Source organism: Amycolatopsis lexingtonensis, assembly GCF_014873755.1.
GTDB lineage: Bacteria > Actinomycetota > Actinomycetes > Mycobacteriales > Pseudonocardiaceae > Amycolatopsis > Amycolatopsis lexingtonensis.
Map to the genome: position 1 here is coordinate 8980795 of NZ_JADBEG010000001.1, position 23097 is coordinate 9003891.

The 23097-nt window shown below is 70.4% G+C and carries 20 protein-coding genes; 10 read left to right on the top strand and 10 right to left on the bottom strand.

From position 1 onward, the window contains the following. The first annotated feature begins 49 nt into the window (after positions 1–49). Both fxsT and H4696_RS41895 read left to right on the top strand, forming a co-directional pair. Positions 50–2590, top strand: coding sequence for an FxSxx-COOH system tetratricopeptide repeat protein (gene fxsT / locus H4696_RS41890; RefSeq protein ID WP_086863505.1), 2541 nt, complete (start codon positions 50–52; stop codon positions 2588–2590). A gap of 387 nt (positions 2591–2977) precedes the next feature. Continuing rightward, on the top strand, positions 2978–4177 hold the full coding sequence (locus H4696_RS41895) for an MFS transporter (protein ID WP_086863506.1): 1200 nt from the start codon (positions 2978–2980) through the stop codon (positions 4175–4177). Position 4178: 1 nt separating this feature from the next. Here the strand turns inward: H4696_RS41895 and H4696_RS41900 are convergent, their stop codons facing one another. Both H4696_RS41900 and H4696_RS41905 read right to left on the bottom strand, forming a co-directional pair. Beyond that, positions 4179–4871, bottom strand: a complete 693-nt coding sequence (locus tag H4696_RS41900) for a DUF305 domain-containing protein (protein ID WP_086863507.1) — start codon at positions 4869–4871, stop codon at positions 4179–4181. Beyond that, positions 4868–5677, bottom strand: a complete 810-nt coding sequence (locus H4696_RS41905) for a DUF3105 domain-containing protein (RefSeq protein WP_086863508.1) — start codon at positions 5675–5677, stop codon at positions 4868–4870. The genes H4696_RS41900 and H4696_RS41905 overlap by 4 nt, the downstream gene beginning before the upstream one ends. 195 nt (positions 5678–5872) lie before the next feature. On the opposite strand from H4696_RS41905, the gene argS reads away from it, so the two are divergent. The 8 genes from argS (at position 5873) to prfA (ending at position 16178) form a co-directional block, all read left to right on the top strand. Next, positions 5873–7528, top strand: coding sequence for an arginine--tRNA ligase (gene argS, locus H4696_RS41910; RefSeq protein ID WP_086863509.1), 1656 nt, complete (start codon positions 5873–5875; stop codon positions 7526–7528). A 3-nt stretch (positions 7529–7531) separates the two neighbouring features. Beyond that, a complete protein-coding gene (lysA, locus tag H4696_RS41915) occupies positions 7532–8962 on the top strand; it encodes a diaminopimelate decarboxylase (protein ID WP_086863510.1) in 1431 nt (476 codons plus the stop codon). Positions 8963–8967: 5 nt separating this feature from the next. Beyond that, positions 8968–10281: a homoserine dehydrogenase gene (locus H4696_RS41920; protein WP_169735115.1), complete on the top strand. Its 1314-nt coding sequence runs from the start codon at positions 8968–8970 to the stop codon at positions 10279–10281. Further along, entirely contained in the window at positions 10278–11339 is a 1062-nt protein-coding gene (gene thrC, locus H4696_RS41925) for a threonine synthase (protein ID WP_086863512.1), read from the top strand. The genes H4696_RS41920 and thrC overlap by 4 nt, the downstream gene beginning before the upstream one ends. After that, a complete protein-coding gene (gene thrB, locus H4696_RS41930) occupies positions 11336–12223 on the top strand; it encodes a homoserine kinase (RefSeq protein ID WP_086863513.1) in 888 nt (295 codons plus the stop codon). Before thrC ends, thrB begins: the two co-directional genes overlap by 4 nt. A 401-nt stretch (positions 12224–12624) precedes the next feature. Then, positions 12625–14610 carry a transcription termination factor Rho gene (gene rho, locus H4696_RS41935; RefSeq protein ID WP_086863514.1) on the top strand — a complete coding sequence of 662 codons (1986 nt, stop codon included), beginning with the start codon at positions 12625–12627 and terminating at the stop codon, positions 14608–14610. Positions 14611–14799: 189 nt separating this feature from the next. Continuing rightward, complete coding sequence (gene rpmE / locus H4696_RS41940; RefSeq protein ID WP_086863515.1) at positions 14800–15030, top strand: 50S ribosomal protein L31; 231 nt, start codon at positions 14800–14802, stop codon at positions 15028–15030. A gap of 77 nt (positions 15031–15107) precedes the next feature. Next, on the top strand, positions 15108–16178 hold the full coding sequence (prfA, locus tag H4696_RS41945) for a peptide chain release factor 1 (protein ID WP_086863516.1): 1071 nt from the start codon (positions 15108–15110) through the stop codon (positions 16176–16178). Here prfA and H4696_RS41950 read toward each other — a convergent pair. The 8 genes from H4696_RS41950 to H4696_RS41985 all read right to left on the bottom strand — a co-directional run bounded on the left by H4696_RS41950 (position 16166) and on the right by H4696_RS41985 (position 23043). Next, on the bottom strand, positions 16166–16552 hold the full coding sequence (locus tag H4696_RS41950; protein ID WP_086863517.1) for a VOC family protein: 387 nt from the start codon (positions 16550–16552) through the stop codon (positions 16166–16168). The genes prfA and H4696_RS41950 overlap by 13 nt on opposite strands. Continuing rightward, on the bottom strand, positions 16552–17817 hold the full coding sequence (locus tag H4696_RS41955) for a mannosyltransferase family protein (protein WP_086863518.1): 1266 nt from the start codon (positions 17815–17817) through the stop codon (positions 16552–16554). The genes H4696_RS41950 and H4696_RS41955 overlap by 1 nt, the downstream gene beginning before the upstream one ends. Then, positions 17810–18232 (bottom strand): GtrA family protein, encoded by a 423-nt coding sequence (locus H4696_RS41960; RefSeq protein ID WP_086863519.1) that lies wholly within the window; start codon positions 18230–18232, stop codon positions 17810–17812. The genes H4696_RS41955 and H4696_RS41960 overlap by 8 nt, the downstream gene beginning before the upstream one ends. Then, positions 18229–19212: a glycosyltransferase family 2 protein gene (locus H4696_RS41965; protein ID WP_086863520.1), complete on the bottom strand. Its 984-nt coding sequence runs from the start codon at positions 19210–19212 to the stop codon at positions 18229–18231. Before H4696_RS41965 ends, H4696_RS41960 begins: the two co-directional genes overlap by 4 nt. A 113-nt stretch (positions 19213–19325) precedes the next feature. Then, the gene (gene wsfD, locus H4696_RS41970) at positions 19326–20783 is read right to left on the bottom strand and encodes a glycan biosynthesis hexose transferase WsfD (protein ID WP_086863521.1); all 1458 of its coding nucleotides are present in this window, start codon (positions 20781–20783) and stop codon (positions 19326–19328) included. Between the two features lie 18 nt (positions 20784–20801). Beyond that, complete coding sequence (locus H4696_RS41975) at positions 20802–21233, bottom strand: GtrA family protein (protein WP_086863522.1); 432 nt, start codon at positions 21231–21233, stop codon at positions 20802–20804. Beyond that, positions 21230–22207, bottom strand: coding sequence for a glycosyltransferase (locus H4696_RS41980; protein ID WP_086863523.1), 978 nt, complete (start codon positions 22205–22207; stop codon positions 21230–21232). The genes H4696_RS41975 and H4696_RS41980 overlap by 4 nt, the downstream gene beginning before the upstream one ends. A gap of 32 nt (positions 22208–22239) precedes the next feature. Next, positions 22240–23043 carry a TIGR03619 family F420-dependent LLM class oxidoreductase gene (locus H4696_RS41985; protein ID WP_192782819.1) on the bottom strand — a complete coding sequence of 268 codons (804 nt, stop codon included), beginning with the start codon at positions 23041–23043 and terminating at the stop codon, positions 22240–22242. Positions 23044–23097 lie beyond the last annotated feature (54 nt).

Here is a 23097-nt window from a genome sequence, read left to right on the forward strand (position 1 = left end):
CCCGCGCGGACCGTGGAGACTGTTCCAGGGTATTGGCGGCGCGAGAGGGGTGCGGGCGTTGGTGGTCGGGGAGTCTGCCGAGCAGCACGTTCGGCCGCCTGCGCGTCGGGTGTTCCTGAGCCACACCAGTGAGCTTGCTGAGTGGCCGAAGCCGCGGTCGTTCGTCGCAGCGGCGAAGGACGCGGTGGCTGCGGCCGGGGACGCGGTGGTGGACATGTCGGCGTTCACCGCTCGGGACGCGACACCGGAGCAGCTGGACCGCGAGATGCTGGCCGAGGCTGACATCTATGTCCTGATTGCGGGGTTCCGCTACGGCACGCCGGTGCGGGACCGCTCGGAGGTGTCCTACACCGAGCAGGAATTCCAGATCGCCACCACCGCCGGCATGCCGCGGCTGGTGTTCGTGCTGGCCGAGGACGCCGAAGGGCCGCCGGCGCTGATCCGGGACCTGGAGTACGGGGCCAGGCAGGAGGCGTTCCGCAAACGGCTGCCGGACAGCGGCCTCACCATCACCATGGTGTCCTCGCCCGCCGAACTGGCGACCAAGCTGGAGCGGGCCCTGACTCGGGTCCCCCGCTCTCGGCGGGAGTCAAAGCTTGTCGGCCGGATCTCCAACATCCCCGCTCGCACAGTCACCTTCACCGGCCGCGACGAGCTGCTGACCAGCCTGCGGGATGCGTTGTGTTCCGGGCAGCCGGCGGTGGTTCAGGCGCTCAACGGGATGGGCGGGGTCGGCAAGACCACCACCGCGATCGAGTACGCCCACCGCCACGCCGAGGACTACGACATGGCCTGGTGGGTCCCATCCGAGGATCCTGACCTCGTCATCGGTCACCTCGCTGACCTAGCCCAAGCCCTAGACCTGGCCACCGGGCAGGACTCACCCGCGGTCGCGGTGGCCCGGTTGCGCGGGGCACTCCAGCTCCGCAGCCGGTGGCTGGTGGTGTTCGACAACGCCGTAGACCCCGCCGCTCTGCGACCGTTGCTGCCCGTCGGCAATGGGCACGTGATCATCACCTCCCGCAACCCCGAATGGCACGACATCGGCGCCGCGCTGTCGGTGCGGGAATTCAGCAGGCCCGAGTCGGTCCAGCTGCTGCAAACCCGCTGCCCCCAGCTCACTGAGTCCGACTCGGACCGCATCGCTGAGGCCCTGGGCGACCTGCCCCTGGCTGTCAGCCAGGCGGCGCGGCTCCTGGCGACAACCAACCTGACCGCCGAGGGCTATCTCGAGCTGGTTGCTGAGCGCGTCCATGACCTGATGGCCCGCCACGAGGAGGGCGGCAGCTATCCTGTCTCGCTGGCCGCGGCGTGGACGGTGTCGTTCGACCAGCTGGCCTGTGACCACCCCGCCGCATTCAAGACGCTGACGATGGTGGCATGGCTCGCTCCCGAACCGGTGCCGCTGACCTTGCTCACCCACCAGCAGGGCGACGCTGAGGCCACTGCGCGGGATCCATTGGCCTTCGCCGACGTCACTGCCGCCCTGCGCAGTCGGGGGATGGCCGAGGTCACCACAACGACCATTCAGCTCCACCGGGTCCCCGCCGCACTCCTGCGGGAACGCGCCCACGACGACCTCACCACTGCGGACGACCCAGACTCGACCTGGCCAGTCACCGCGGTCCGGTTGCTACACGCGGGTCTGCCCGACGATCCGTGGAGCAACCCGCCGAGCTGGCCGCGCTGGCGGGAGCTACTACCGCATCTGCTCTTCGTGTGTGATCCCCAACGCGCATGGCAGCCGGTTGCCGAGGACGTCGCCGAACTGCTCGACCGCACCGCGACCTACCTCCAGACCCGCGGTGACCTCCGCGCCGCACTGCCGCTGTTTCAGCGGGCCTACGCACTTCGCAGGGATAGCCTCGGCGAGGACGATCCCGACACCCTTATCTCGGCCTGCAATCTCGCGCTCAACCTTCGGGAGTTGGGTGAGTATCAGCGCGCCCGTGAGCTGGACGAGAGCACCTATGCCCGCTACAAGCGCGTTCTTGGTGACGACCACCCCCACACCCTCGTCTCCGCCAGCCATTTTGCCGCCGACCTCCGGGAGTTGGGCGAGTATCAGCGCGCCCGCGAGCTGGACGAGGAAACCCACGCCCACTTCAAGCGCGTCCTCGGCGATGACAACCGCGACACCCTCACCTCAGCCTGCAATCTCGCCGCGGGCCTCCGGGCGTTGGGTGAGTATCAGCGCGCCCGCGAGCTGAATGAGGACGCCTATGCCCGCTACAAGCGAGTTCTCGGTGACGACCACCCCCACACCCTCATCTCCGCCAGCAATCTCGCTGGCGACCTCCGGGCACTGGGTGAGTATCAGCGCGCCCGCGAGCTGAATGAGGACACCTACGCCCACTTCAAGCGGGTCCTTGGTGACGACCACCCCGATACCCTTATCTCGGCCAGCAATCTTGCCGGCAGCCTTCGGGAGTTGGGTGAGTATCAGCGCGCCCGCGAGCTGGACGAGGACACCCACGCCCGCCGCAAGCGCGTCCTCGGAGATCACCACCCCGACACCCTCGTCTCGGCCGGCAATCTCGCCGCTGACCTCCGGGCACTGGGCGAGTATCGGCGCGCCCGTGAGCAATAGGTGCTCCAACAGATACTTTGAGCAGACTGAGGTGCCCAACGGACACGTTCAATGCGTGCCCAAACGCCTCCGGCCATGAGTTCCGGAGCCGACACCCACGCAGGCCAGGGGTTGAGTCCTGACCTCGCAGAGTGCTGCCTTCCGGAGGCAGGTGTCGCAGCCCGCCAGTCGATGAGCGCCGGTCTCCAGCGGCCGGGCTGCACCGCGCCCGGCGCTGATCAAGGAGCCCGGGAACGTCCCGCGGGGTGCGCACGTCGTTGCCGTGAACTATCCTCGCAGCGGAATCCGCACTTTGCTTGATCACCCATCCTCCAGAATGCAAGACCTCGGCCGAAATGCGCAACAATGAGGAATAGCTCGGCCTAATGGCGGTACTACCGTCTTTTCATGACGCAAACCGTGACGAAGAGCACGACGGTCAGAACGCGGGCGATGGGGGTGCTGTTCACCGGGGCCGCCGCGTTGAACACCGCGGTCACCGGTGCGACGACGGTCAGTACCCTGATCGCCTCCGATTCGCACGGGGACGGGTGGAGCGGCATTCCCAACGCGGCGGTCGTCGCCGGGACCGCCTTCGGGGCCGTTTACCTCGGGGTGCTCATCGGGAAAAAGGGTGCGCGGACCTCGTTGAAACTGGTTTACGGCGTGGCCGCGTTCGGGGGGCTCGTCGCTTTCCTCGGCGGGGTGTTCGCCAATCTTCTTCTCCTGCTGCCCGGCCTCGCCATGCTCGGGGTCGGGAACGGCGCCGCCGGGCTGGTCCGGTACACCGCCGCCGAGCTTTATCCGGCCAACCGGAAGGGGCTCGCGCTCTCCATCATCGTTTGGGCCGGCACCATCGGCGCGATCGCCGGGCCCGCGCTGCTCGAGCCGGCCGCCGCCACCGCCGGGTTCTTCGGGCTGCCGAGCACCTCCGGGGCGATCGGTTTCGCCGCGCTGCTGTGCACCATCGCGCTCCTCGCCAGTGCGACCATGCCGAAGACGGCCTTCCCCGCCCAGGGGCCGCAGCGGCCGCGGCTGACGCTCGCCCGTGTGGCCGCCGCGCTGAAGCGGCGGGTCGTGCTGGTTCCGCTGGTGTCGATGACCGCGGCGCACGTGACCATGGTGACCGTCATGACGATGACGCCGCTGCAGCTGCACCGGCAGGGGCACGGCCTCGAGGTCGTCGGCTACGTGCTCAGCGCGCACATGATCGGCATGTTCGCACTGGCCCCGCTGTCCGGGAAGATCGCCGACCGGATCGGCGGCCGGGCCACGATCACCGCCGGCGTGGGCGTGCTGGTGCTCGCCGCGGTGACGGTGATCGCCGCGCCGACGTCGCACACCGCCGGGCTGCCGCTGGCGCTGTTCCTGCTGGGCTACGGCTGGAACCTGGTGTTCGTCGGGTCGAGCGCCCTGCTGAGCCGCAGCCTCCAGGACGACGAGCGCACCCAGCTGCAGGGGGTCATCGACGCGCTGGTGTGGAGCGCCTCCGGGCTCGGCGGCATCATCGCCGGCGGCTTGTTCGGCCTCGGCGGGTACGCGCTCGTGGCCGGCGTCGCGGCCGTGCTCGCGCTCACCCCGCTCACCCTGGTGGCCCGGCGGAGCTGAGTCAGGGGAGCGGCTGCGCGCCCCGGGCGGAAAGCATCAGCTTCATCTGGTCCATCTCCGCGCCCTGCGAAGTCAGAATGCTCCGCACCAGAGCCTGCAACGCCGTCAGGTTCGAATGCGCCGCCGCGTACTGGGCCATCGACGTGCCGCCCTGGTGGTGGCGGAGCATCAGCTGGAGGAAGTACACGTCCAGCTGCTTGCCCGACAGCGAACGCAGCTTCGTCAGCTCCGCCTCGGTCGCCATGCCCGGCATCAGCGGGCCGGCGCCGGGGTTGAGCGACGACGTGCCCATCGACATGCCGTCGTGGCCCTGCATCGGCTCCGTCATCCACTTCATCGGGGCGCCGATCGGCTGCTCGGGCTGGTCCCACAGCATGAGCCAGCCCTTCATGCGGCCGACCTGCTCCAGCTGGGTGCGCTCGACGTCGAACGCCAGCTGGCGGATCTCCGGGTCGGTCGAGTGGTCGCGGGCCCAGCCGGCCATCGTGACGGCCTGCAGGTGGTGCGTCGACATGTCCTGGGCGAAGCCGACCTCGACGGACCCGGCTGCCGGGGTGGCAGCCGGGGTGTCGTCGATCGCGCGGGTCAGGAACATGCCCGCCGTCGCGCCGATCAGCAGGACCGCGAGGAGCGTCCCGCCGATGATCACCCAGCGCGACCAGGTGGGCTGCTCCTCGGCCTCTTCGGAACTCACTTGGTGGGCGTGCCCGACGCGGGTGCGGACGGCTGCTGGCCCATGCCGCCGTTCTGGTCGGCCTGGGCGTTCGGCGTGCCCTTGTAGTCCATCGGCTTGGCGTCCGGGCCCGGCTTCGACGGGTCGAACGGCGGCGGGTTGTCCGGGTCGAACTGGCCCGCGCCGAGCGCGTCGCAGGAAGCGCCGACCTCGGGGTAGACGCCGTTCGGGTTGCTCCGCAGCGCCGCGATGAACTCGTCGATGCGCGCGTCGTCGGCCTTGTCCACCTTCAGCTGGTGGCCCCACGACTGCAGCGAGATCGGCTTGTCCAGGCCCGGGTACGGCGACAGCATCGTGTACGGCTTGCCCTCGACGCGGACCTTGAGCAGGTTCAGCGCGTCACCGGTGACCTGCTGCGGGTTGTAGGCGATCCAGACGGCGCCGTGCTCGAGGGCGTGCACCATGTTCTCGGTGCGGACGGCGTTCGGGTACACCGTGCCGGTGCAGGTGGCCCAGTACCCGTCGTGCGGGCCGCCGAACGGCGGGGTCTTGTCGTAGGCGACGCGCTCGGTCGGGAGCACGTGCACGCTGCCGGTGTAGTTCGCGGTCACCACGCCGGGGATGCGCTTGGAGGGGTCCGGGTCCGACGCCGTCGGCGCGAAGGACGCGGCGGCCTCCTCGCGGCCGGACTGCTCGCGCTTCGGCGCCGACGCCACCATGTAATAGGTGATCACGGCGGCGGCCAGTGCGACGATGGCCACGACGGCGATGATCGTGCCCCAGGGCGTGCCCTTCTTGCTCACCACGGAACCGCGGGCCGCCTTCACCGCCGACCCCTTTTTCCGAGTTGTCCCGTTCGCCATGGTCCCGCGTTCTCCCTCTGGTGGCTGCGGACGGATTCCCGCCCGGGCCAGTGTAGAGACCACGCGTCTGATCACCGTTAACGCCTCACGTACCCACCCGCCGTGACGTGGCCGAGACCGATGAAAGCTCCCCACCAGGGCACACCTAGAATTCGACGAGTGACTCCCGCCGCTCTCGCCGACCTGGTCCGCAGCTCCGCCGTGCAGGTGCTCGCCGCACGCGGCATCGACGACGCCGTGCTGCCGGAGCAGGTGACCATCGAACGCCCGCGCAACCCCGAACACGGCGATTACGCGACGAACATCGCCCTCCAGGTGGCCAAGAAGGCCGGGCTGAAGCCGCGCGACTTCGCCGAGGCGCTGGCCGAGGCGGTCTCGGCGGACGACGGCGTCGCCTCGGCCGAGGTGGCCGGGCCCGGCTTCCTCAACTTCCGGCTCGCCGCGGCCGCGCAGGGCGACATCGTGCGCCAGGTGCTCGAGGCCGGCGCCGCGTTCGGCCGCGGCGACGCGCTGGCCGGGACCAAGATCAACCTGGAGTTCGTCTCGGCGAACCCGACCGGCCCGATCCACCTCGGCGGCACCCGCTGGGCCGCGGTCGGCGACGCGCTGGGCCGGGTGCTGGGCGCGCAGGGCGGCGAGGTCACCCGCGAGTACTACTTCAACGACGCCGGTGCCCAGATCGACCGGTTCGTCCGGTCCCTGATCGCCGCCGCGAAGGGTGAGCCCGCGCCGGAGGACGGCTACGCGGGCGGCTACATCAACGACATCGCCGCCGAGGTCATCAAGGCCGAGCCGAGCGCGCTGTCGCTGCCGGAAGAGCAGCGGCACGAGACGTTCCGCCGGATCGGCATCGAGCTGATGTTCTCCGAGATCAAGCAGAGCCTGCACGAGTTCGGCACCGACTTCGACGTCTACTTCCACGAGAACTCGCTGCACGAGTCGGGCGCGGTCGACGCCGCCGTCCAGCAGCTGAAGGACTCCGGGAACCTGTACTTCGACGAGGGCGCCTGGTGGCTCAAGTCGTCGGAGTACGGCGACGACAAGGACCGCGTCGTCATCAAGCAGGACGGCAACCCGGCCTACATCGCCGGCGACCTGGCCTACTTCAAGGACAAGCGCAACCGCGGCTTCGACCTGTGCATCTACATGCTCGGCGCGGACCACCACGGCTACATCGCCCGCCTCAAGGCCGCGGCCGCGGCGTTCGGCGACGACCCGGCCACGGTCGAGGTGCTGATCGGCCAGATGGTCAACCTGGTCAGCGACGGCAAGCCGGTGCGGATGTCCAAGCGCGCGGGCACCGTGATCACCATGGAGGACCTCGTCGAGGCCGTGGGCGTCGACCCGGCCCGCTACGAGCTGATCCGCTACTCGGTGGACTCCACTTTGGACGTCGACCTGGACCTGCTGCGCAAGCACTCCAACGACAACCCCGTCTACTACGTCCAGTACGCGCACGCGCGGCTGGCGTCCCTGCAGCGCAACGCCGCCGATCTCGGCCTCAAGTCCACTTCGGACGTCGACTTCGGACTGCTGACCCTGCCCGCCGAGGGCGACCTGATCCGCACCATCGGCGAGTTCCCGGAAACCGTGCGCCGCGCCGCCGAAATGCGGGAGCCGCACCGGATCGCGCGCTACCTCGAAGAACTCGCGGGCGCCTACCACAAGTTCTACACCGTGGGCCGCGTGCTGCCCATGGGCGACGAAGAGGCGACCCCTCTGACGTACGCCCGGCTCGCGCTGTGCGAGGCCGCCCGCCAGGTGCTGGCGAACGGCCTCGCCCTCCTCGGTGTCTCCGCTCCGGAACGGATGTAAGAAATGGCGCACCCCGCGGGCCCACGGCACGCCGACGTCTACACCCACGCCGACACCTCCGGGCTCCAGCCGTCCGGGGTCGAAGAGCTCGACAAGCTGCCCGCGAAAGTGTGGCCGCGCAACACCTTCCGCGCCGCCGACGGCGTTGTCCGGATCGCCGGCGTCGACGTCCGCGAGCTGGCCGAGCAGCACGGCACGCCGCTGTTCGTGGTCGACGAAGCCGACTTCAAATCCCGGTGCGCGGACTACGCCGAAGCGTTCGACGACCCCTCGCTCGTGCACTACGCGTCCAAGGCGTTCCTCTCCATCGAGATCGCCCGCTGGGTGGCCGAGCAGGGGCTGAGCCTGGACGTCTGCAGCGGCGGCGAGCTCGCCGTGGCGCAGCGCGCGAACTTCCCGGCCGAGCGGATCACCTTCCACGGCAACAACAAGTCGCCCGCGGAGCTGGAAGCCGCGGTCGTCGCGGGCGTCGGCACGGTCGTGCTCGACTCCTACTACGAGATCGCGCGGCTGAGCGACATCGCCGCGCGCCACGACGTGGTGCAGCCGGTGCTGATCCGGGTGACCGTCGGCGTCGAGGCGCACACCCACGAGTTCATCGCGACCGCGCACGAGGACCAGAAGTTCGGCTTCTCGCTGGCGTCGGGCGACGCCGCCGAGGCGGTCCGCCGGGTGCTCAACGCGCCTTCGCTCAAGCTGGTCGGCCTGCACAGCCACATCGGTTCGCAGATCTTCGACGCCGACGGCTTCGAGGTGGCCGCCCGCCGCGTCGTCGGGCTGCTCGCCGACCTGGCCAAGGAGCACGGCACCGAGCTGCTCGACCAGCTGAGCCTGGTCGACCTCGGCGGCGGGTTCGGCATCGCCTACACCGAGAAGGACAACCCGCCGCCGCCGGCGCAGATGATCACGCAGATCCGCGAGATCGTCCGCAAGGAGTGCGCGTACGCGGGCCTGCCGGTGCCGCGCATCGCCGGCGAGCCGGGCCGCGCGATCGCCGGTCCGGGCACGATCACGCTCTACGAGGTCGGCACCATCAAGGACGTCTCGCTCGGCGACGAGTCGGCGCGGCGGTACGTCAGCGTCGACGGCGGGATGAGCGACAACATCCGGACCGCCCTCTACGACGCGGTGTACGACGTCCGCGTGGTGTCCCGGTCCGCTGGCGACAACGAGCAGCCGGTGCAGGCCGTACTGTCCCGGGTGGTGGGAAAACACTGTGAGTCCGGCGACATCGTCGTACGAGACTGCTGGCTGCCCGACACCCTGGCTCCCGGCGACCTGCTGGCGGTCGCGGCGACCGGCGCCTACTGCTACTCGATGGCGAGCAGCTACAACCGGCAGCCGCGCCCGGCCGTGGTCGCGGTGCGCAACGGCAGCTCCCGGCTGCTGCTGCGGCGGGAGACGACCGACGACATGCTCCGCCTGGAGGTCTGAACACAGTGGCTGCCCCTGAGGAACGCCCGGCCATCCGCGTCGCCCTGCTCGGCTGCGGGACGGTCGGCGGCGAGGTCGCCCGGCTGCTCACCGAGCAGGCCGGCGAGCTGGCCGCGCGAGCGGGCGCGCCGGTCGAACTGGCCGGCATCGCCGTGCGCCGCCCGGACAAGCACCCCGAGCTGCCGCCGGAGCTGCTGACCGCCGACGCCGAGCAGCTCGTCACGTCCGACGACGTCGACGTCGTGGTCGAGCTGGTCGGCGGGATCGAGCCGGTGCGCGGCTGGCTGCTGGCCGCGCTGAAGGCCGGGAAGTCCGTGGTCACCGCGAACAAGGCGCTGCTCGCCGAGCACTCGGCCGACCTGTTCGAGGCCGCCGACGCGGCGGGCGCCGACCTCTACTTCGAGGCCGCGGTGGCCGGCGCCATCCCGCTGCTGCGCCCGCTGCGCGAATCGCTGGCCGGTGACCGCATCACGCGCGTGATGGGCATCGTCAACGGCACCACGAACTACATCCTGTCCGCGATGGACTCCACCGGCGCCGGCTACGCCGAGACGCTCGACGAGGCCAGCCGCCTCGGGTACGCCGAGGCCGACCCGACCGCCGACGTCGACGGCTACGACGCCGCGTCGAAGGCCGCGATCCTCGCGTCGCTGGCGTTCCACACCCGCGTGACGGCCTCGGACGTGCACCGCGAGGGCATCGCCGACGTCACCGCCTCCGACCTCGCGGCGGCCCGCGGGCTCGGCCGCACGGTGAAGCTGCTGGCCATCTGTGAGCGCGTGATCGACGACGACGGCGTCGAGTCCGTCTCGGCGCGCGTGCACCCGGTGATGATCCCGCGCAGCCACCAGCTGGCGGGCGTCGGCGGCGCGTTCAACGCCGTCTACGTCGAGGCGGACGCGGCCGGCGAGCTGATGTTCTACGGCCAGGGCGCGGGCGGCGCGCCGACCGCGAGCGCGGTGCTCGGCGACCTCGTCGCGGTGGCCCGCAACCGGGTCGCCGGCGGCCGCGGCCCGCGCGAATCCGCGCACGCGGCGCTGCCGGTGCGGCCGATGGGCCAGACGCCGACCCGTTACCACGTAAGCCTTTCCGTCGCCGACCGCGCCGGCGTGCTCGCGCAGGTGGCGCAGGCGTTCGCCGGGCACGGGGTGAGCATCGCGGCCGTGCGGCAGAGCGACGTCGGCGACCGCGCGAGCCTGGTCGTCGTGACGCACCAGGCCCCCGACGCGGCCCTGCAGTCCACTGTGGACGAGATCGCGAAGCTCGACGTCGTCCACGAAGTTGTCAGTGTCATGCGGGTGGAAGGCGAAGACCAGTGAGCAGCCAGGCCTGGCCGGGGATCATCGAGGCGTACCGGGACCGCGTCCCGGTCCCGGACGGGGCGCGGGTCGTCACGCTCGGGGAGGGCAACACGCCGCTGCTCCCGGCGCACCACCTGTCCGAGCTGACCGGCTGCGAGGTGCACCTCAAGGTCGAGGGCGCGAACCCGACCGGCTCGTTCAAGGACCGCGGGATGACCGTGGCCATCACGCACGCGCTGGCCAGCGGCCTCAAGGCGGTGATCTGCGCGTCGACCGGCAACACGTCCGCCTCGGCCGCCGCCTACGCCGCCCGCGCGGGCCTCACCTGCGCCGTGCTGGTGCCCCAGGGCAAGATCGCGATGGGCAAGCTCGCCCAGGCCGTGCTGCACGGCGCGCGGATCCTGCAGGTCGACGGCAACTTCGACGACTGCCTCGAACTGGCACGCAAGACCGCGGCCGACTACCCGGTCACGCTGGTCAACTCGGTCAACCCGGTGCGCATCGCCGGCCAGAAGACCGCGGCCTTCGAGATCTGCGACGTGCTCGGCACCGCGCCGGACATCCACTGCCTGCCGGTCGGCAACGCGGGCAACATCACCGCCTACTGGGCGGGGTATTCGGAGTACGCGGCCGACGGTGTGGTGAAGAACACGCCGCGGATGTTCGGCTTCCAGGCGGCCGGTGCGGCGCCGCTCGTGCACGGCGAGCCGGTGGCCGACCCGGAGACGGTCGCGACCGCGATCCGGATCGGCAGCCCGGCGTCGTGGACGGCCGCGGTGAAGGCGAAGGAAGCGTCCGACGGGCTGTTCGAGGCCGTCACGGACGAGAAGATCCTCGAGGCCTACCGGCTGCTGGCCGGGCGCGAGGGCGTGTTCGTCGAGCCGGCGTCCGCCACGAGCGTGGCCGGCCTGCTGGCCACCGCCGCCGACGGCAGGCTCCCGAAGGGGTCCCGCGTGGTGTGCACCGTCACCGGGCACGGCCTGAAGGACCCGCAGACGGCGCTGGCGGGCAACGTCGAGGTCGAGCCGCTGGCGGTGGACCCCTCGGCCGTGGCGGCGGCGCTGGACCTGCGGTGAGCACCGGCTTCAAGGTCACCGTCCCGGCGTCCACAGCCAACCTCGGGCCGGGTTTCGACGCCTTCGGCATGGCGCTGGGCCTGCACGACGTCGTCGAGGTGTCGGTCACCGGCAGCGGGCTGAAGGTCGAGGTCGTCGACGCCGGTGCCGGCGGGGTCGCGGACGTCCCCACCGACGAGACCCACCTCGTGTACCGCGCGATCGAGCGGACCTGCGGGCACCTCGGCGTCGAGGTCCCCGGCCTGCACCTGCGCTGCTTCAACGCGATCCCGCACGCCCGCGGCCTCGGCTCGTCCGCGGCCGCGGTGGTGTCCGGGGTGGCCGCCGGGTACGCGCTGGCGGGTCGCGAACTCGACGCGTTCGAGGCGCTGCAGCTGGCCGCGGGCTTCGAAGGCCACGCCGACAACGCCGCCGCGAGCCTGTTCGGCGGGCTCGTCCTGGCCTGGTGCGAGGGCGGCGTGTTCCACGCCGAGACGCTCACGCCGCACCCGTCGATCCGCCCGGTCGTGGCGGTCCCGTCGGTGCGCTCGGCCACCGCGACCACCCGCGGCCTGCTGCCCGCGGTCGTGCCGCACGCGGACGCGGCGCACAACGCCGGCCGCGCCGCGCTCGCCGTGCACGCCTTGACGGCCAAGCCGGAGCTCCTGCTCGCGGCCACCGACGACCGGCTGCACCAGAGCTACCGGGCCCCCGCGTACCCGGCCACCACCGAGCTGGTGGCGACGCTGCGTGCACAGGGAGTGGCCGCCGCGGTGTCCGGCGCCGGTCCGACGGTGCTCGCGCTGACCACCGCGGGAATACTCCCGGCGGGGACCGGCGTTGAGGGTTTCGACGTCTTCGAGCTGCCCGTGGATCTCGCGGGTGTGCAGGTTGCGGCTCAGTAAAGGGTGGGTCACGTGCCTGCCGCCGGGGCCGCCACGCGGGGGGTGGTTGTTGCACCCGGCACCCGCGCGGTCTACCCTCGGGGGCGTTCGATCACCGTGCGTTTCCGCACCCGATGCCGGTCCTCTGGGATCGCATCCTTCGTTGATCCGCCGAATCCGCACCGCCTGGCGAGCGGGGTAACGCGGATGAACGCAGGCGGGTTCTCGGTTTCGGCGGTGCCGAATTCCGTGTCCTCCGTTTGGAGGACGCAAACCCCTTTGGTGGAGGCGCTCCAGCTGTGTTCCGCACGGCCGAAGAGCTCGTCTCGCGTATCGGGGAGCAGATACGCCGGTTCGCGATCAGAAGCGAGCGGCAGTCCGCTGATCCACCTGGAGGCGTGGATCGGTCAGGAAGGACATGTGTGAGCAACACCGATCTTTTGAGCGACGTGAGCGGCACGGCCGAGACGAACGGCACCGCCCCCGCTCCCAAGCGGACGGTCGGCGGGCTGACCGGTAAGACCGTCGCCGAGCTGCGTTCGCTGGCTGGGGAACTCGGCGTCGGCGAGACGACGGGCATGCGCAAGGGCGACTTGATCGCCGCGATCCGCGAGCGCCAGGGCAAGTCGCGCAAGCCGCGTGCGGCGGCCGAGACGCTGCCACTGGAGGGCGTCGGCGACGCTCCCAAGGCCGCGGCCCCGAAGGCCGAGGCGCCCGCCGCCCCGGCCGAGACCAAGCCGGAGCCGAAGGCCGAAGCGCCGTCCGCGCCATCGTCGGACGCGCAGCCGCAGGCCGAGCGCCCGCAGCAGGACAAGCAGGACGCTCCGCAGGGCCAGGACGGCCAGCCCGAGGAGGGCGGCCGCAGCCGGCGTCGCCGCGGCTCCAACCGCGCCGCCGGAGCCCCGGACGGCCAGCAGCAGGGCGACCGCCAGCAGGGTGGCGACCGCCAGCAGGGTGGCGACCGGCAGCAGGGTGGCGACCGCCAGGGCCAGGGCGGTGACCGCCAGCAGGGCGGCAACCGCGACCAGCAGCGCCAGGGCGGCGGCAACCGCAACGACAACCGCCAGGACGGCAACCGCCAGCGCAACCAGCAGCAGGACGGCGGCAACCGCGGCGGCCAGGACAACCGCGACAACCGCGCGCAGCAGCAGGACGACGACGAGGAAGGCGGCCGTCGCGGCCGTCGTTTCCGCGACCGTCGTCGCCGCGGCAGTGGCGGTGGCCAGCGTGACGGCGGTTCGCCGGACACCGAGATCCGCGAGGACGACGTCCTGCTGCCCGTGGCGGGCATCCTGGACGTGCTCGACAACTACGCGTTCGTGCGGACCTCCGGCTACCTCGCCGGCCCGAACGACGTGTACGTCTCGCTGTCACTGGTCCGCAAGTACGGCCTGCGCCGCGGTGACGCCATCACCGGTGTCGTGCGCCAGCCGCGCGAGGGCGAGCAGCAGCGGCAGAAGTTCAACCCGCTGGTGCGCGTCGACTCGATCAACGGCCTGGAGCCCGACGAGGCCAAGCGGCGCCCGGACTTCACCAAGCTGACCCCGCTGTACCCGAACGAGCGGCTGCGCCTCGAGACCGAGTCGCACAAGCTCACCACCCGCGTGATCGACCTGATCATGCCGGTCGGCAAGGGGCAGCGCGCCCTGATCGTGTCGCCGCCGAAGGCCGGCAAGACCACGATCATGCAGGACATCGCGAACGCGATCTCCACGAACAACCCCGAGTGCCACCTGATGGTCGTCCTGGTCGACGAGCGTCCGGAAGAGGTCACCGACATGCAGCGCTCGGTGAAGGGCGAGGTCATCGCCTCGACCTTCGACCGGCCGCCGTCCGACCACACGTCGGTCGCGGAGCTGTCGATCGAGCGGGCCAAGCGCCTGGTCGAGATGGGCCACGACGTCGTCGTGCTGCTCGACTCGATCACGCGGCTGGGCCGCGCGTACAACCTGGCGGCCCCGGCGTCCGGCCGGATCCTGTCCGGTGGTGTCGACTCGACCGCGCTGTACCCGCCGAAGCGGTTCCTGGGCGCGGCGCGCAACATCGAGAACGGCGGCTCGCTGACCATCTTCGCCACGGCGATGGTCGAGACCGGCTCGACGATGGACACGGTCATCTTCGAGGAGTTCAAGGGCACCGGTAACGCGGAGCTCAAGCTCGACCGGAAGATCGCCGAGCGCCGCGTGTTCCCGGCCGTCGACGTCAACCCGTCGGGTACCCGCAAGGACGAGCTGCTGCTCTCGCCGGACGAGCTCGCGGTCACGGTGAAGCTGAGCCGGGTGCTGCACGCGCTCGACTCGCAGCAGGCGATCGACCTGCTGATCTCGCGGCTGCGGAAGACGAAGACGAACGTCGAGTTCCTCATGCAGGTCTCGAAGACCGCCCTCGGCGGCAACGAAGACGACTGAGCTGTCCGTGAAGGCCTCCTTACCGGCGCCGGAAGCCGGTAAGGAGGCCTTCACGGCGTTCGGAATACCTGGTCAGCGGGGTGCGTTCCAGTGAGCGTCTGCCCGTCTGGCAGAATTACCCGCTGAAGTCCGGCACCGGTTCACCCCGCGAGAACGACTGGGGACCCGGAGCCAACGAGAGAGGACACCATGAAGAGCGGTATTCACCCCGAGTACGTGGTCACCGAAGTGAACTGCGACTGCGGCAACAGCTTCACCACGCGCAGCACCAAGACCAGCGGCAACATCCACGTCGAGATCTGCTCGAACTGCCACCCGTTCTACACGGGCAAGCAGAAGATCATGGACACCGGTGGCCGGGTCGCGCGCTTCGAGGCTCGCTACGGCAAGCGGCAGAAGAAGGACGCCGACGCCAAGTAGCTTTTCCGACGACGCCCACCTGCCTGAGCGGGTGGGCGTCGTTTTTTGTCTTTTACCCGGCCTGAGAGGTGGCAGAGGTGGATTCGAGCTCGCTCAAGGGGCTGCTCGCCGAACACGCGGAGCTGGAGCGGCAGCTGGCGGACCCGGCGGTGCACGCCGACCAGGCGCGCGCCCGCAAGCTCGGCCGCCGCTACGCCGAGCTGACGCCGGTCGTCCGCGCGGTCCACGAACTCGACACCACCCGCGACGACCTCGCGGCCGCCCGGGAGATGGCTTCGGAGGACGCGGAGTTCGCCGCCGAGGCCGAAGAGCTCAGCGCGAAGATCCCCGACCTGGAGTCGAAGCTCACGGAGCTGCTGCTCCCGCGCGACCCGTACGACGGCTCCGACGTCGTGATGGAGATCAAGTCCGGCGAGGGCGGCGAGGAGTCGGCCCTGTTCGCCGGCGACCTCCTGCGCATGTACTTGCGCTACGCCGAGCGCCACGGCTGGAAGGCGGAGGTCCTCGACTCGGTCGACTCCGACCTGGGCGGCTTCAAGGACGTCACGCTGTCGATCAAGACGAAGGCCGCCGACGTCGACGGCGTCTGGTCCCGCCTGAAGTTCGAGGGCGGCGTCCACCGCGTCCAGCGCGTGCCGGCGACCGAGTCCCAGGGCCGCATCCACACCTCCGCGTCCGGCGTGCTGATCTACCCGGAGCCCGAGGAGGTCGAGGTCGAGATCGACCCGAACGACCTGCGCATCGACGTCTTCCGGTCGTCGGGCCCCGGCGGCCAGAGCGTCAACACGACCGACTCCGCGGTGCGGATCACCCACCTGCCGACCGGCATCGTCGTGTCGTGCCAGAACGAGAAGTCCCAGATCCAGAACCGCGCGCGTGCCCTGCAGGTCCTGCAGGCGCGGCTGCAGGCGATGGCGGAGGAAGAGGCGGCGGCGAAGGCCTCGGACGCCCGGCGGTCGCAGGTGCGGACGGTGGACCGCTCGGAGCGGATCCGGACGTACAACTTCCCCGAGAACCGGATTTCGGACCACCGGGTGAACTACAAGGCGTACAACCTGGACCAGGTCCTGGACGGCGACCTGGACGGGGTGCTGGACGCGCTGGCGACCGCGGACCGCGAAGAGCGCCTGGCGGCTCAGTCGGGCTGAGGTCCGCGCACCAGCCAGCACAGGCAGAACGGGTGCCCGGCCGGGTCGGCGTACACCTGGAAGTCGTCCCCGCTCGTGGCCCCGCTCGCCTGCTTCAACACCCGCGCGCCCAACGCCATCACGTGGTCGTGCGCCTCGGCGAAGTCTTCGACCCACAGGTCCAGGTGCACCTGCTGCTTCGTCCCGCCGTCGGGCCACTCCGGCGCGACGTGGTCGGGCGCGAGCTGCACCCCGATCCGCGGGGCGCCGTCGACCATGACCATGTGCCAGTCGCCGTCTTCGTCGACCTCGCCGCCCAGCACGCCCGCCCAGAAACGGCTCTCGGGCGCGAGGTCGGCGGCGTCGAACGTGACGACCTGGTACTTGATCCGCATCAGCCGGCCCAGAAGCCGGTGATGAAGCGGAGGTAGATCGCTGCGCAGATCAGCGCGTTCGCGTACAGGACCACGTGCACCGCGCCGCGCAGCCGCGGGCGGCGCTCGCCGAACAGGACCAGCGCCACGTACATGACCAGGCACGGCAGCAGGTAGCGGTGCACCGACACCACGTTGCTGTTCACCGTCAGCAGCACGATCGACGCGAACCCGAACAGCGCGAGCGGGACGCCCTTCGACCGCAGGGCCACCAGGACGTAGACCGAGGACGCGAACAGCAGCCCCAGGCCGATCATCGGCAGCACGTGGCTCATCAGCGTCCACTCGCTCATCGGGGCGTCCCCGAGCAGCGCGTGCCCGGTGATCTTGGCTTCGCCCCAGAGCGTGGCGAGGAAGTTCGGGGCGAACTTGTGGTACGCCCAGCTCTTCGCGCCGTCGAGGGCGTGGAAGCTCGCCAGCGCGTCCCCGGTCTGGAGCTTCATGTAGAGCATCACGCCGCCGAGGCCGAGGAAGGCCGCCGGGAACCACAGCAGGTGCCACGACAGCAGCCCGCGGGGCTTCCAGCCCTTCGACCGCCAGAACTCCAGGAAGCACAGGCCGACGAACAGCACCGCGGTGACGCGGGACGCCGTCAGCGGGACGAGCGTCAGGCCCATCCACAGCCATTGGCGGCGCAGCGCGAACAGGTAGGCCCAGAAGCCCAGCGCGCAGAACACCGCCTCGCTGTAGAACGAGTGCAGGAAGAAGGCGGCGGGCGCGGTGAGGAACGCCGCGACGACCAGCCACGGGGCCCGCTCGCCGTCGAAGAAGTGCCGGGCGATCTTCAGCAGCGCCACCGCGGCCAGCCAGGTCGCCGCCAGGTTGACCACGAAACCGGCGACGAGCAGGCCGAGCGCGCCGAAGCTGACGGTCTGCACCAGCCAGACCAGGATCGGGAACACCGGGTAGAAGGCCCGCGTCGGGACGTAGTCGCCGGTGTAGGCGTGCCGGGCGATCTCGCCGTAGTCGCCGGCGTCCCAGCGGTAGGTGTGCGACAGGAGGCTCAGCGTCGAGCCGATGCCGGTCTTCGGGAGGCCTTCGCTGGTGGGGCCGGACGACCCGAACAGCCAGGCCACGGCGATCAGCACGACGTTCCAGGCCAGCACGATCGCGAAGACGCGGGCGTAGTCGCCGTTCACCCAGGCCCAGCGGTCGTGGCGGGCCACCTCGGAGCGTTCGGGCGCCACCTCGCCGGTCGTCTGCGGTGGGACGGCGGTGCTAGTCATGGGAAACCTCCGGGACCGGCGTCCCGGCCCGCTGCCGGAAGACGATTTTGTGGTAGAGCACGTAGTTCCAGACGAGGCCGACCGCGATCCCGGCGAACTTCGGGACCAGCACGGGCACCCCGGGGAGTGCCTTCGTGACGGCCAGGATGACCAGCGCCTGCACGACCCAGAGGCCGAACGCGGTGACGCCGAAGAACAGCAGTGCCTGGCGGCGGACGTCGCCGTCCTTCGCCCGGAACGTGAAGGTGCGGTTGAGCGTGAACGACAGCAGCATGCCGGCCGTCGTCGAGGCGAAGTTCGCCGCGAACAGCGGGACGCCCAGGGAGACCAGCAGCGCGTAGCCGAGGGCGTCGACGAGCGTGTTGCCGATCCCGACGATGCCGAACCGCAGCTGGGTGGGGGTGATGAGCTTCATCGGGCGACGCTCCGGCTGTCCTCGGGGACCCCGGTCCGCACCGCCGCCACGGTGTACAGCGGCCGGTTCTGCACCTGCGAATACGTGCGCCCGATGTAGCTGCCGAGCACGCCGAGCATGATGATCTGGATGCCGCCGAGGAAGAACATGGCGATGGTGATGAACGCCCAGCCGGGCACGGCGGTTTGGGGAGCGAGCAGCTTGACGCCGACGACGTAGAGCACGCCGAGGAAGCTCAGCAGCGAGATCAGCGAACCCATTCGCGTGATCATCCGCAGCGGTGTGGTGGAGAAGCCGAGGATGCCGTCGGCGGCGAAGCGCAGCATTTTGGTCAAGGGGTAGCCGGTGACTCCGGCGTGGCGTTTGTCGCGGTCGAAGAGAACGGCGGTCTGGCGGAACCCGACGTAGCTGACCAGCCCCCGAAGGAATCGATCGCGCTCGCGGTACTTGCGCAGCTCGTCGACGACCTTGCGGTCGATCAGCCGGAAGTCCCCGGTGTTCTTCGGGATGTCGACCGCGGCCATCTTCCGCAGGAACCAGTAGAAGGCGCTCGCGGTGAACTTCTTGAACGGCGAATCCCGGCGGGATCGGCGTTGGGCGTAGACGACGTCGTAGCCCCGCTCCCATTCCTCGAGCAGTTCGAGCGCGACTCGCGGCGGGTCCTGGAGGTCGCTGTCCATGATCACCACGGCGTCCGCGTCGACCAGGTCGAGCCCGGCGGTCACGGCCATCTGGTGCCCGAAGTTGCGGGACAGCTCGACGACGGTGACCCGGGCGTCGCGGGCGGCCAGCTCGGTCAGCCGCTCCAGCGAACCGTCGCGGCTGCCGTCGTCGACGTAGAGGAAGCTGAAGTCGTACCGCTCCGCCAGGGGTGCGGTGACGTCGTCGACCGTGCGGTGGAGCAGGTCGATGTTCGCTTCCTCGTTGTAGATCGGGAAGACGAACGCGACCCGGCGGCGCACAATCGGCTCGATGGCCACTGCGGGACTCCCGTGGGTTCGGCGCGGGCGGCCCGTCGATCAGCCGAAAGCCCCGCTGTGGAGCTCGTATCGTAGAGAGGACGGCTGGGGCGCCCCGCCGTTGCCCGCCCGCATCACCGGACCGCCGGCTCCTCGGGCTCGCGGAACGCCTCGAACACCTCGGTCGCCGGCTCCTCGTCCGGGGCGGGCTCGACGGCCGGCCGGGCGGGACGCGGGAAGAAGCTCAGGACCCCGAACACGAACGCCAGCACCGTCGGGAACAGCGTCAGCAGCTGGTGCTTCACGCCCTCGACGCCTTCGCCGAGCGCCGACAGCCCGAACTGGCCCACCGCGAACAGCAGCAGGAAGAACACCACGATCCCGTACTCGCGTCGCGACCGCCGGAACGCCCGCACGCCGGCCCAGCCGATCAGCAGCCAGAACGGGACCAGCACGAACAGCCCCAGCGGCGCCGCCAGCGCGGACAGGCCCGAGAACACCGGGACGCGGAACTCCTGCGCCATCGGCGGCAGCCCGGACGTGTCGGCGAAGCTGCCCAGCCGCTCCGGGCGGGCCGTCAGCGTGTCGACCGCGCCCTGCTGGAGGATCTGCAGCGTGCGCTGCGGGTGCGAGGCGTAGTAGCTCACCACGTTGCGGCGGCTGATCTTGTCGCGGAAGCCGTTGTAGTCCGCGTCCTTCCACGGGCTCGCTTCCCACCAGCCGGTGCCGATGAACTTCTTCGCGCTCGGCGGCAGGCCCAGGGCGGCCAGGTCGGCGTCCGTGTCGTGCTTGCCGTCCACGATGCTGTCGAACACCACGTGGTACATGTTCGCTTCGCGGTACTCGGCGTTGGCCGGGTCGCCGTGGGACTGCACCGCCGCCGTCCCCGCGCCCACGACCACCAGCACGCCCAGCGGCAGCAGCCACCGCGCCCGTCCCCGGGCCCCGAGCGGCTTGACCAGCACCAGCGCCAGCACGAACAGCGGGATCAGCAGCAGCGTCTGCGACTTCGCGTTGATGCCGATCAGCGCGCCCACGACGGTCAGCGCCGCACCCCAGTACCGCCACGCGCCCGTGCGGTGCATCAGCAGCAGCCCGCCGGCCATCAGGAGCATCCCCAGGAAGCCGGCGCCCTCGCTGAGCACCGAGGCGAAGTAGCCGAAGAACGCCGAGTCTGCCATCACGAGCAGCAGCAGGAGAGTGGCGATGAGGCGGTTGCGGGCGCTGAGGTCGAGCGCCAGAACGGTCGCCGCGACGCCCACCGCGACCAGTACGGCCGTGATGGCGCCGAGCACCAGCAGGTTGAGCTCCGCCGACGAGCCGAGCACCTTCCCGAGCTTGCTCGCGAACCAGTCGAGCCACGCCTGGCTCGAGATGTAGTCGCTCTTGCAGCCCTGGCCCGGCCCGTAGCTGAAGTGCACGTAGAACTCGGGCTTGATTTCGGGGTGCCGGCCGCCGAGGTCGCACAGCAGGCGCCAGCCGTCGCCGTTGTCGGCCATCCCGACCGGCCTCGGCACGAGGAACCGGATCAGCAGGACGCCCAGGGAAAGGACGAAGACGCCCAGGCCGAAGCGCAGTTCACGGGTTCGCACCCGGAACAGCGTACGAGATCACGCAGAGTCGGCGGGTGCTGCACCGGGAACGGGCGAAACCGGGCGGTTCCGGAACACGACGTAGTGGTAGAGCAGGTAGTTCCAGAACAGCCCGACGACGATCGCCGCGCCCTTCGGCACCAGCAGGTTGATGCCCGGGAACAGGCGTCCGACCAGCCAGATCACGAAGAACTGCACCACCCAGAGCCCGAACGCCGTCACGCCGAAGAACAGCAACGCCTGTTTCCGGATGTCGCCGTCCTTCGCCCGGAACGTGAAGTTCCGGTTCAGCGTGAACGACAGCAGCATGCCCGCCGTCGTCGAAATGAAGTTGGCGACGAACGTCGGGACGCCGAGCGTCGCCAGCAGCGCGTAGCCGAGGGCGTCGACCAGGGTGTTGCCGATCCCGACGATCCCGAAGCGGACCTGCGTGGCCGTGACGAACCTCATCGGACGGCGCTCCGGTCGGCGGCGCCGGTGCGCACCGACGCCACCGTGTACAGCGGCCGGTTCTGCACCTGCGAATACGTGCGGCCGATGTAGCTGCCGAGCACGCCGAGCATGATGATCTGGATGCCGCCGAGGAAGAACATCGCGATGGTGATGAACGCCCAGCCGGGCACCGCGGTCTCCGGCGCGAACAGCTTCACGCCGACGACGTAGAGCACGCCGAAGAAGCTCAGCAGCGAGATCAGGTACCCCATCCGCGTGATCATCCGCAGCGGCGTCGTCGAGAACCCGAGGATGCCGTCGGCGGCGAAGCGCAGCATCTTCGTCAGCGGGTAGCCGGTGACGCCGGCGTGGCGCTTGTCGCGGTCGAAGAGAACGGCGGTCTGCCGGAACCCGACGTAGCTCACGAGGCCGCGCAGGAACCGGTCGCGTTCGCGGTACTTGCGCAGCTCGTCGACGACCTTGCGGTCGACCAGCCGGAAGTCCCCGGTGTTCTTCGGGATGTCGACCGCGGCCATCTTCCGCAGGAACCAGTAGAACGCGCTCGCGGTGTACCGCTTGAACGGCGGGTCCTGCCGCGACCGGCGCTGCGCGTAGACGACCTCGTAGCCCTCTTCCCACTTCTCCAGCAGCTCGAGCGCGACTCGCGGCGGGTCCTGGAGGTCGCTGTCCATGATCACCACGGCGTCCGCGTCGACCAGGTCGAGCCCGGCGGTCACGGCCATCTGGTGCCCGAAGTTGCGGGACAGCTCGACGACGGTGACCCGGGCGTCGCGGGCGGCCAGCTCGGTCAGCCGCTCCAGCGAACCGTCGCGGCTGCCGTCGTCGACGTATAGGAAGCTGAAGTCGTACCGCCCGGCCAGCGGCGCGGTGACCTCGTCGACCGTGCGGTGCAGCAGGTCGATGTTCGCTTCCTCGTTGTAGATCGGGAAGACGAACGCGACCCGGTGGCGCGTGGTCGGCTCGGTCGGCACTGGCGCTCCCGTGGGTCGGCGTCTCGGGCATCCTAGGGTTCGGCGACGGCCTCGGCGAACGTGGTCATCCGCTGCTCGAAGGTCTCCGCCGGGCCGAAGTGGACGGCCACCGCGTCCGCCCCCGCCAGGATATACGCGCGGAATCGCGCGGTCGCGGAGTCGAGATCGGTCCCGTCCCAATCCATTCTGGCGGTGACCCGTGTTTCGCGGCCGTTTGTCATGGCCGTGAGCTTTCCGGCGCGCTCGCCGACCTCGGCGGGGGAGAGCCCGGCGCTGAACCAGCCCGCGCCGACCCGCACGGCCCGGCGCAGCGCCGCCGCGGAGTTGCCGCCGACGGTGAGGGGCACCGGCTGGCCCGGTCGCGGCTCGAAGTAGCCGCCGCCGGGGCCGCGGCCGGTGCGGAACAGCTCGGCGAGCAGGTCCAGTGACTCGTCGGTCCGCTTGCCGCGGGTGCCGAAGTCGACGCCGACCTCGGCGAACTCCGGTTCGTTCCAGCCGGCGCCGACCCCGAGGTCGAACCGGTTCCCCGACAGCCTCGCCAGCGTCGCGGCCTGCTTGGCCAGCGCGAACGGCTCCCGCAGCGGCAGGATGAGCACCGCCGTCCCGAGCCGGATCCGGCTGGTCACGGCGGCGAGGTGGGCGAGGGTGACCAGCGGCTCGTGGACCCCGCCGAACACCTCGCCGAAGGGGCCGGGCGGGATCAGGTGGTCGGGCAGCCAGGCGGCGCGGAAGCCGAGCTCTTCGGCGCGCCGGGCCAGGCTGGCGATCCGGTCGGGCCCGACGTGCGGCTGTTCGTTCGGCAGGACGACTTCGAGGTCCCGGAAATGTTCGGTCATGCCGCCGACGTTAGGCATTCACATCGGTGTGAAGGTCAACCTTTCAGGGGGTGG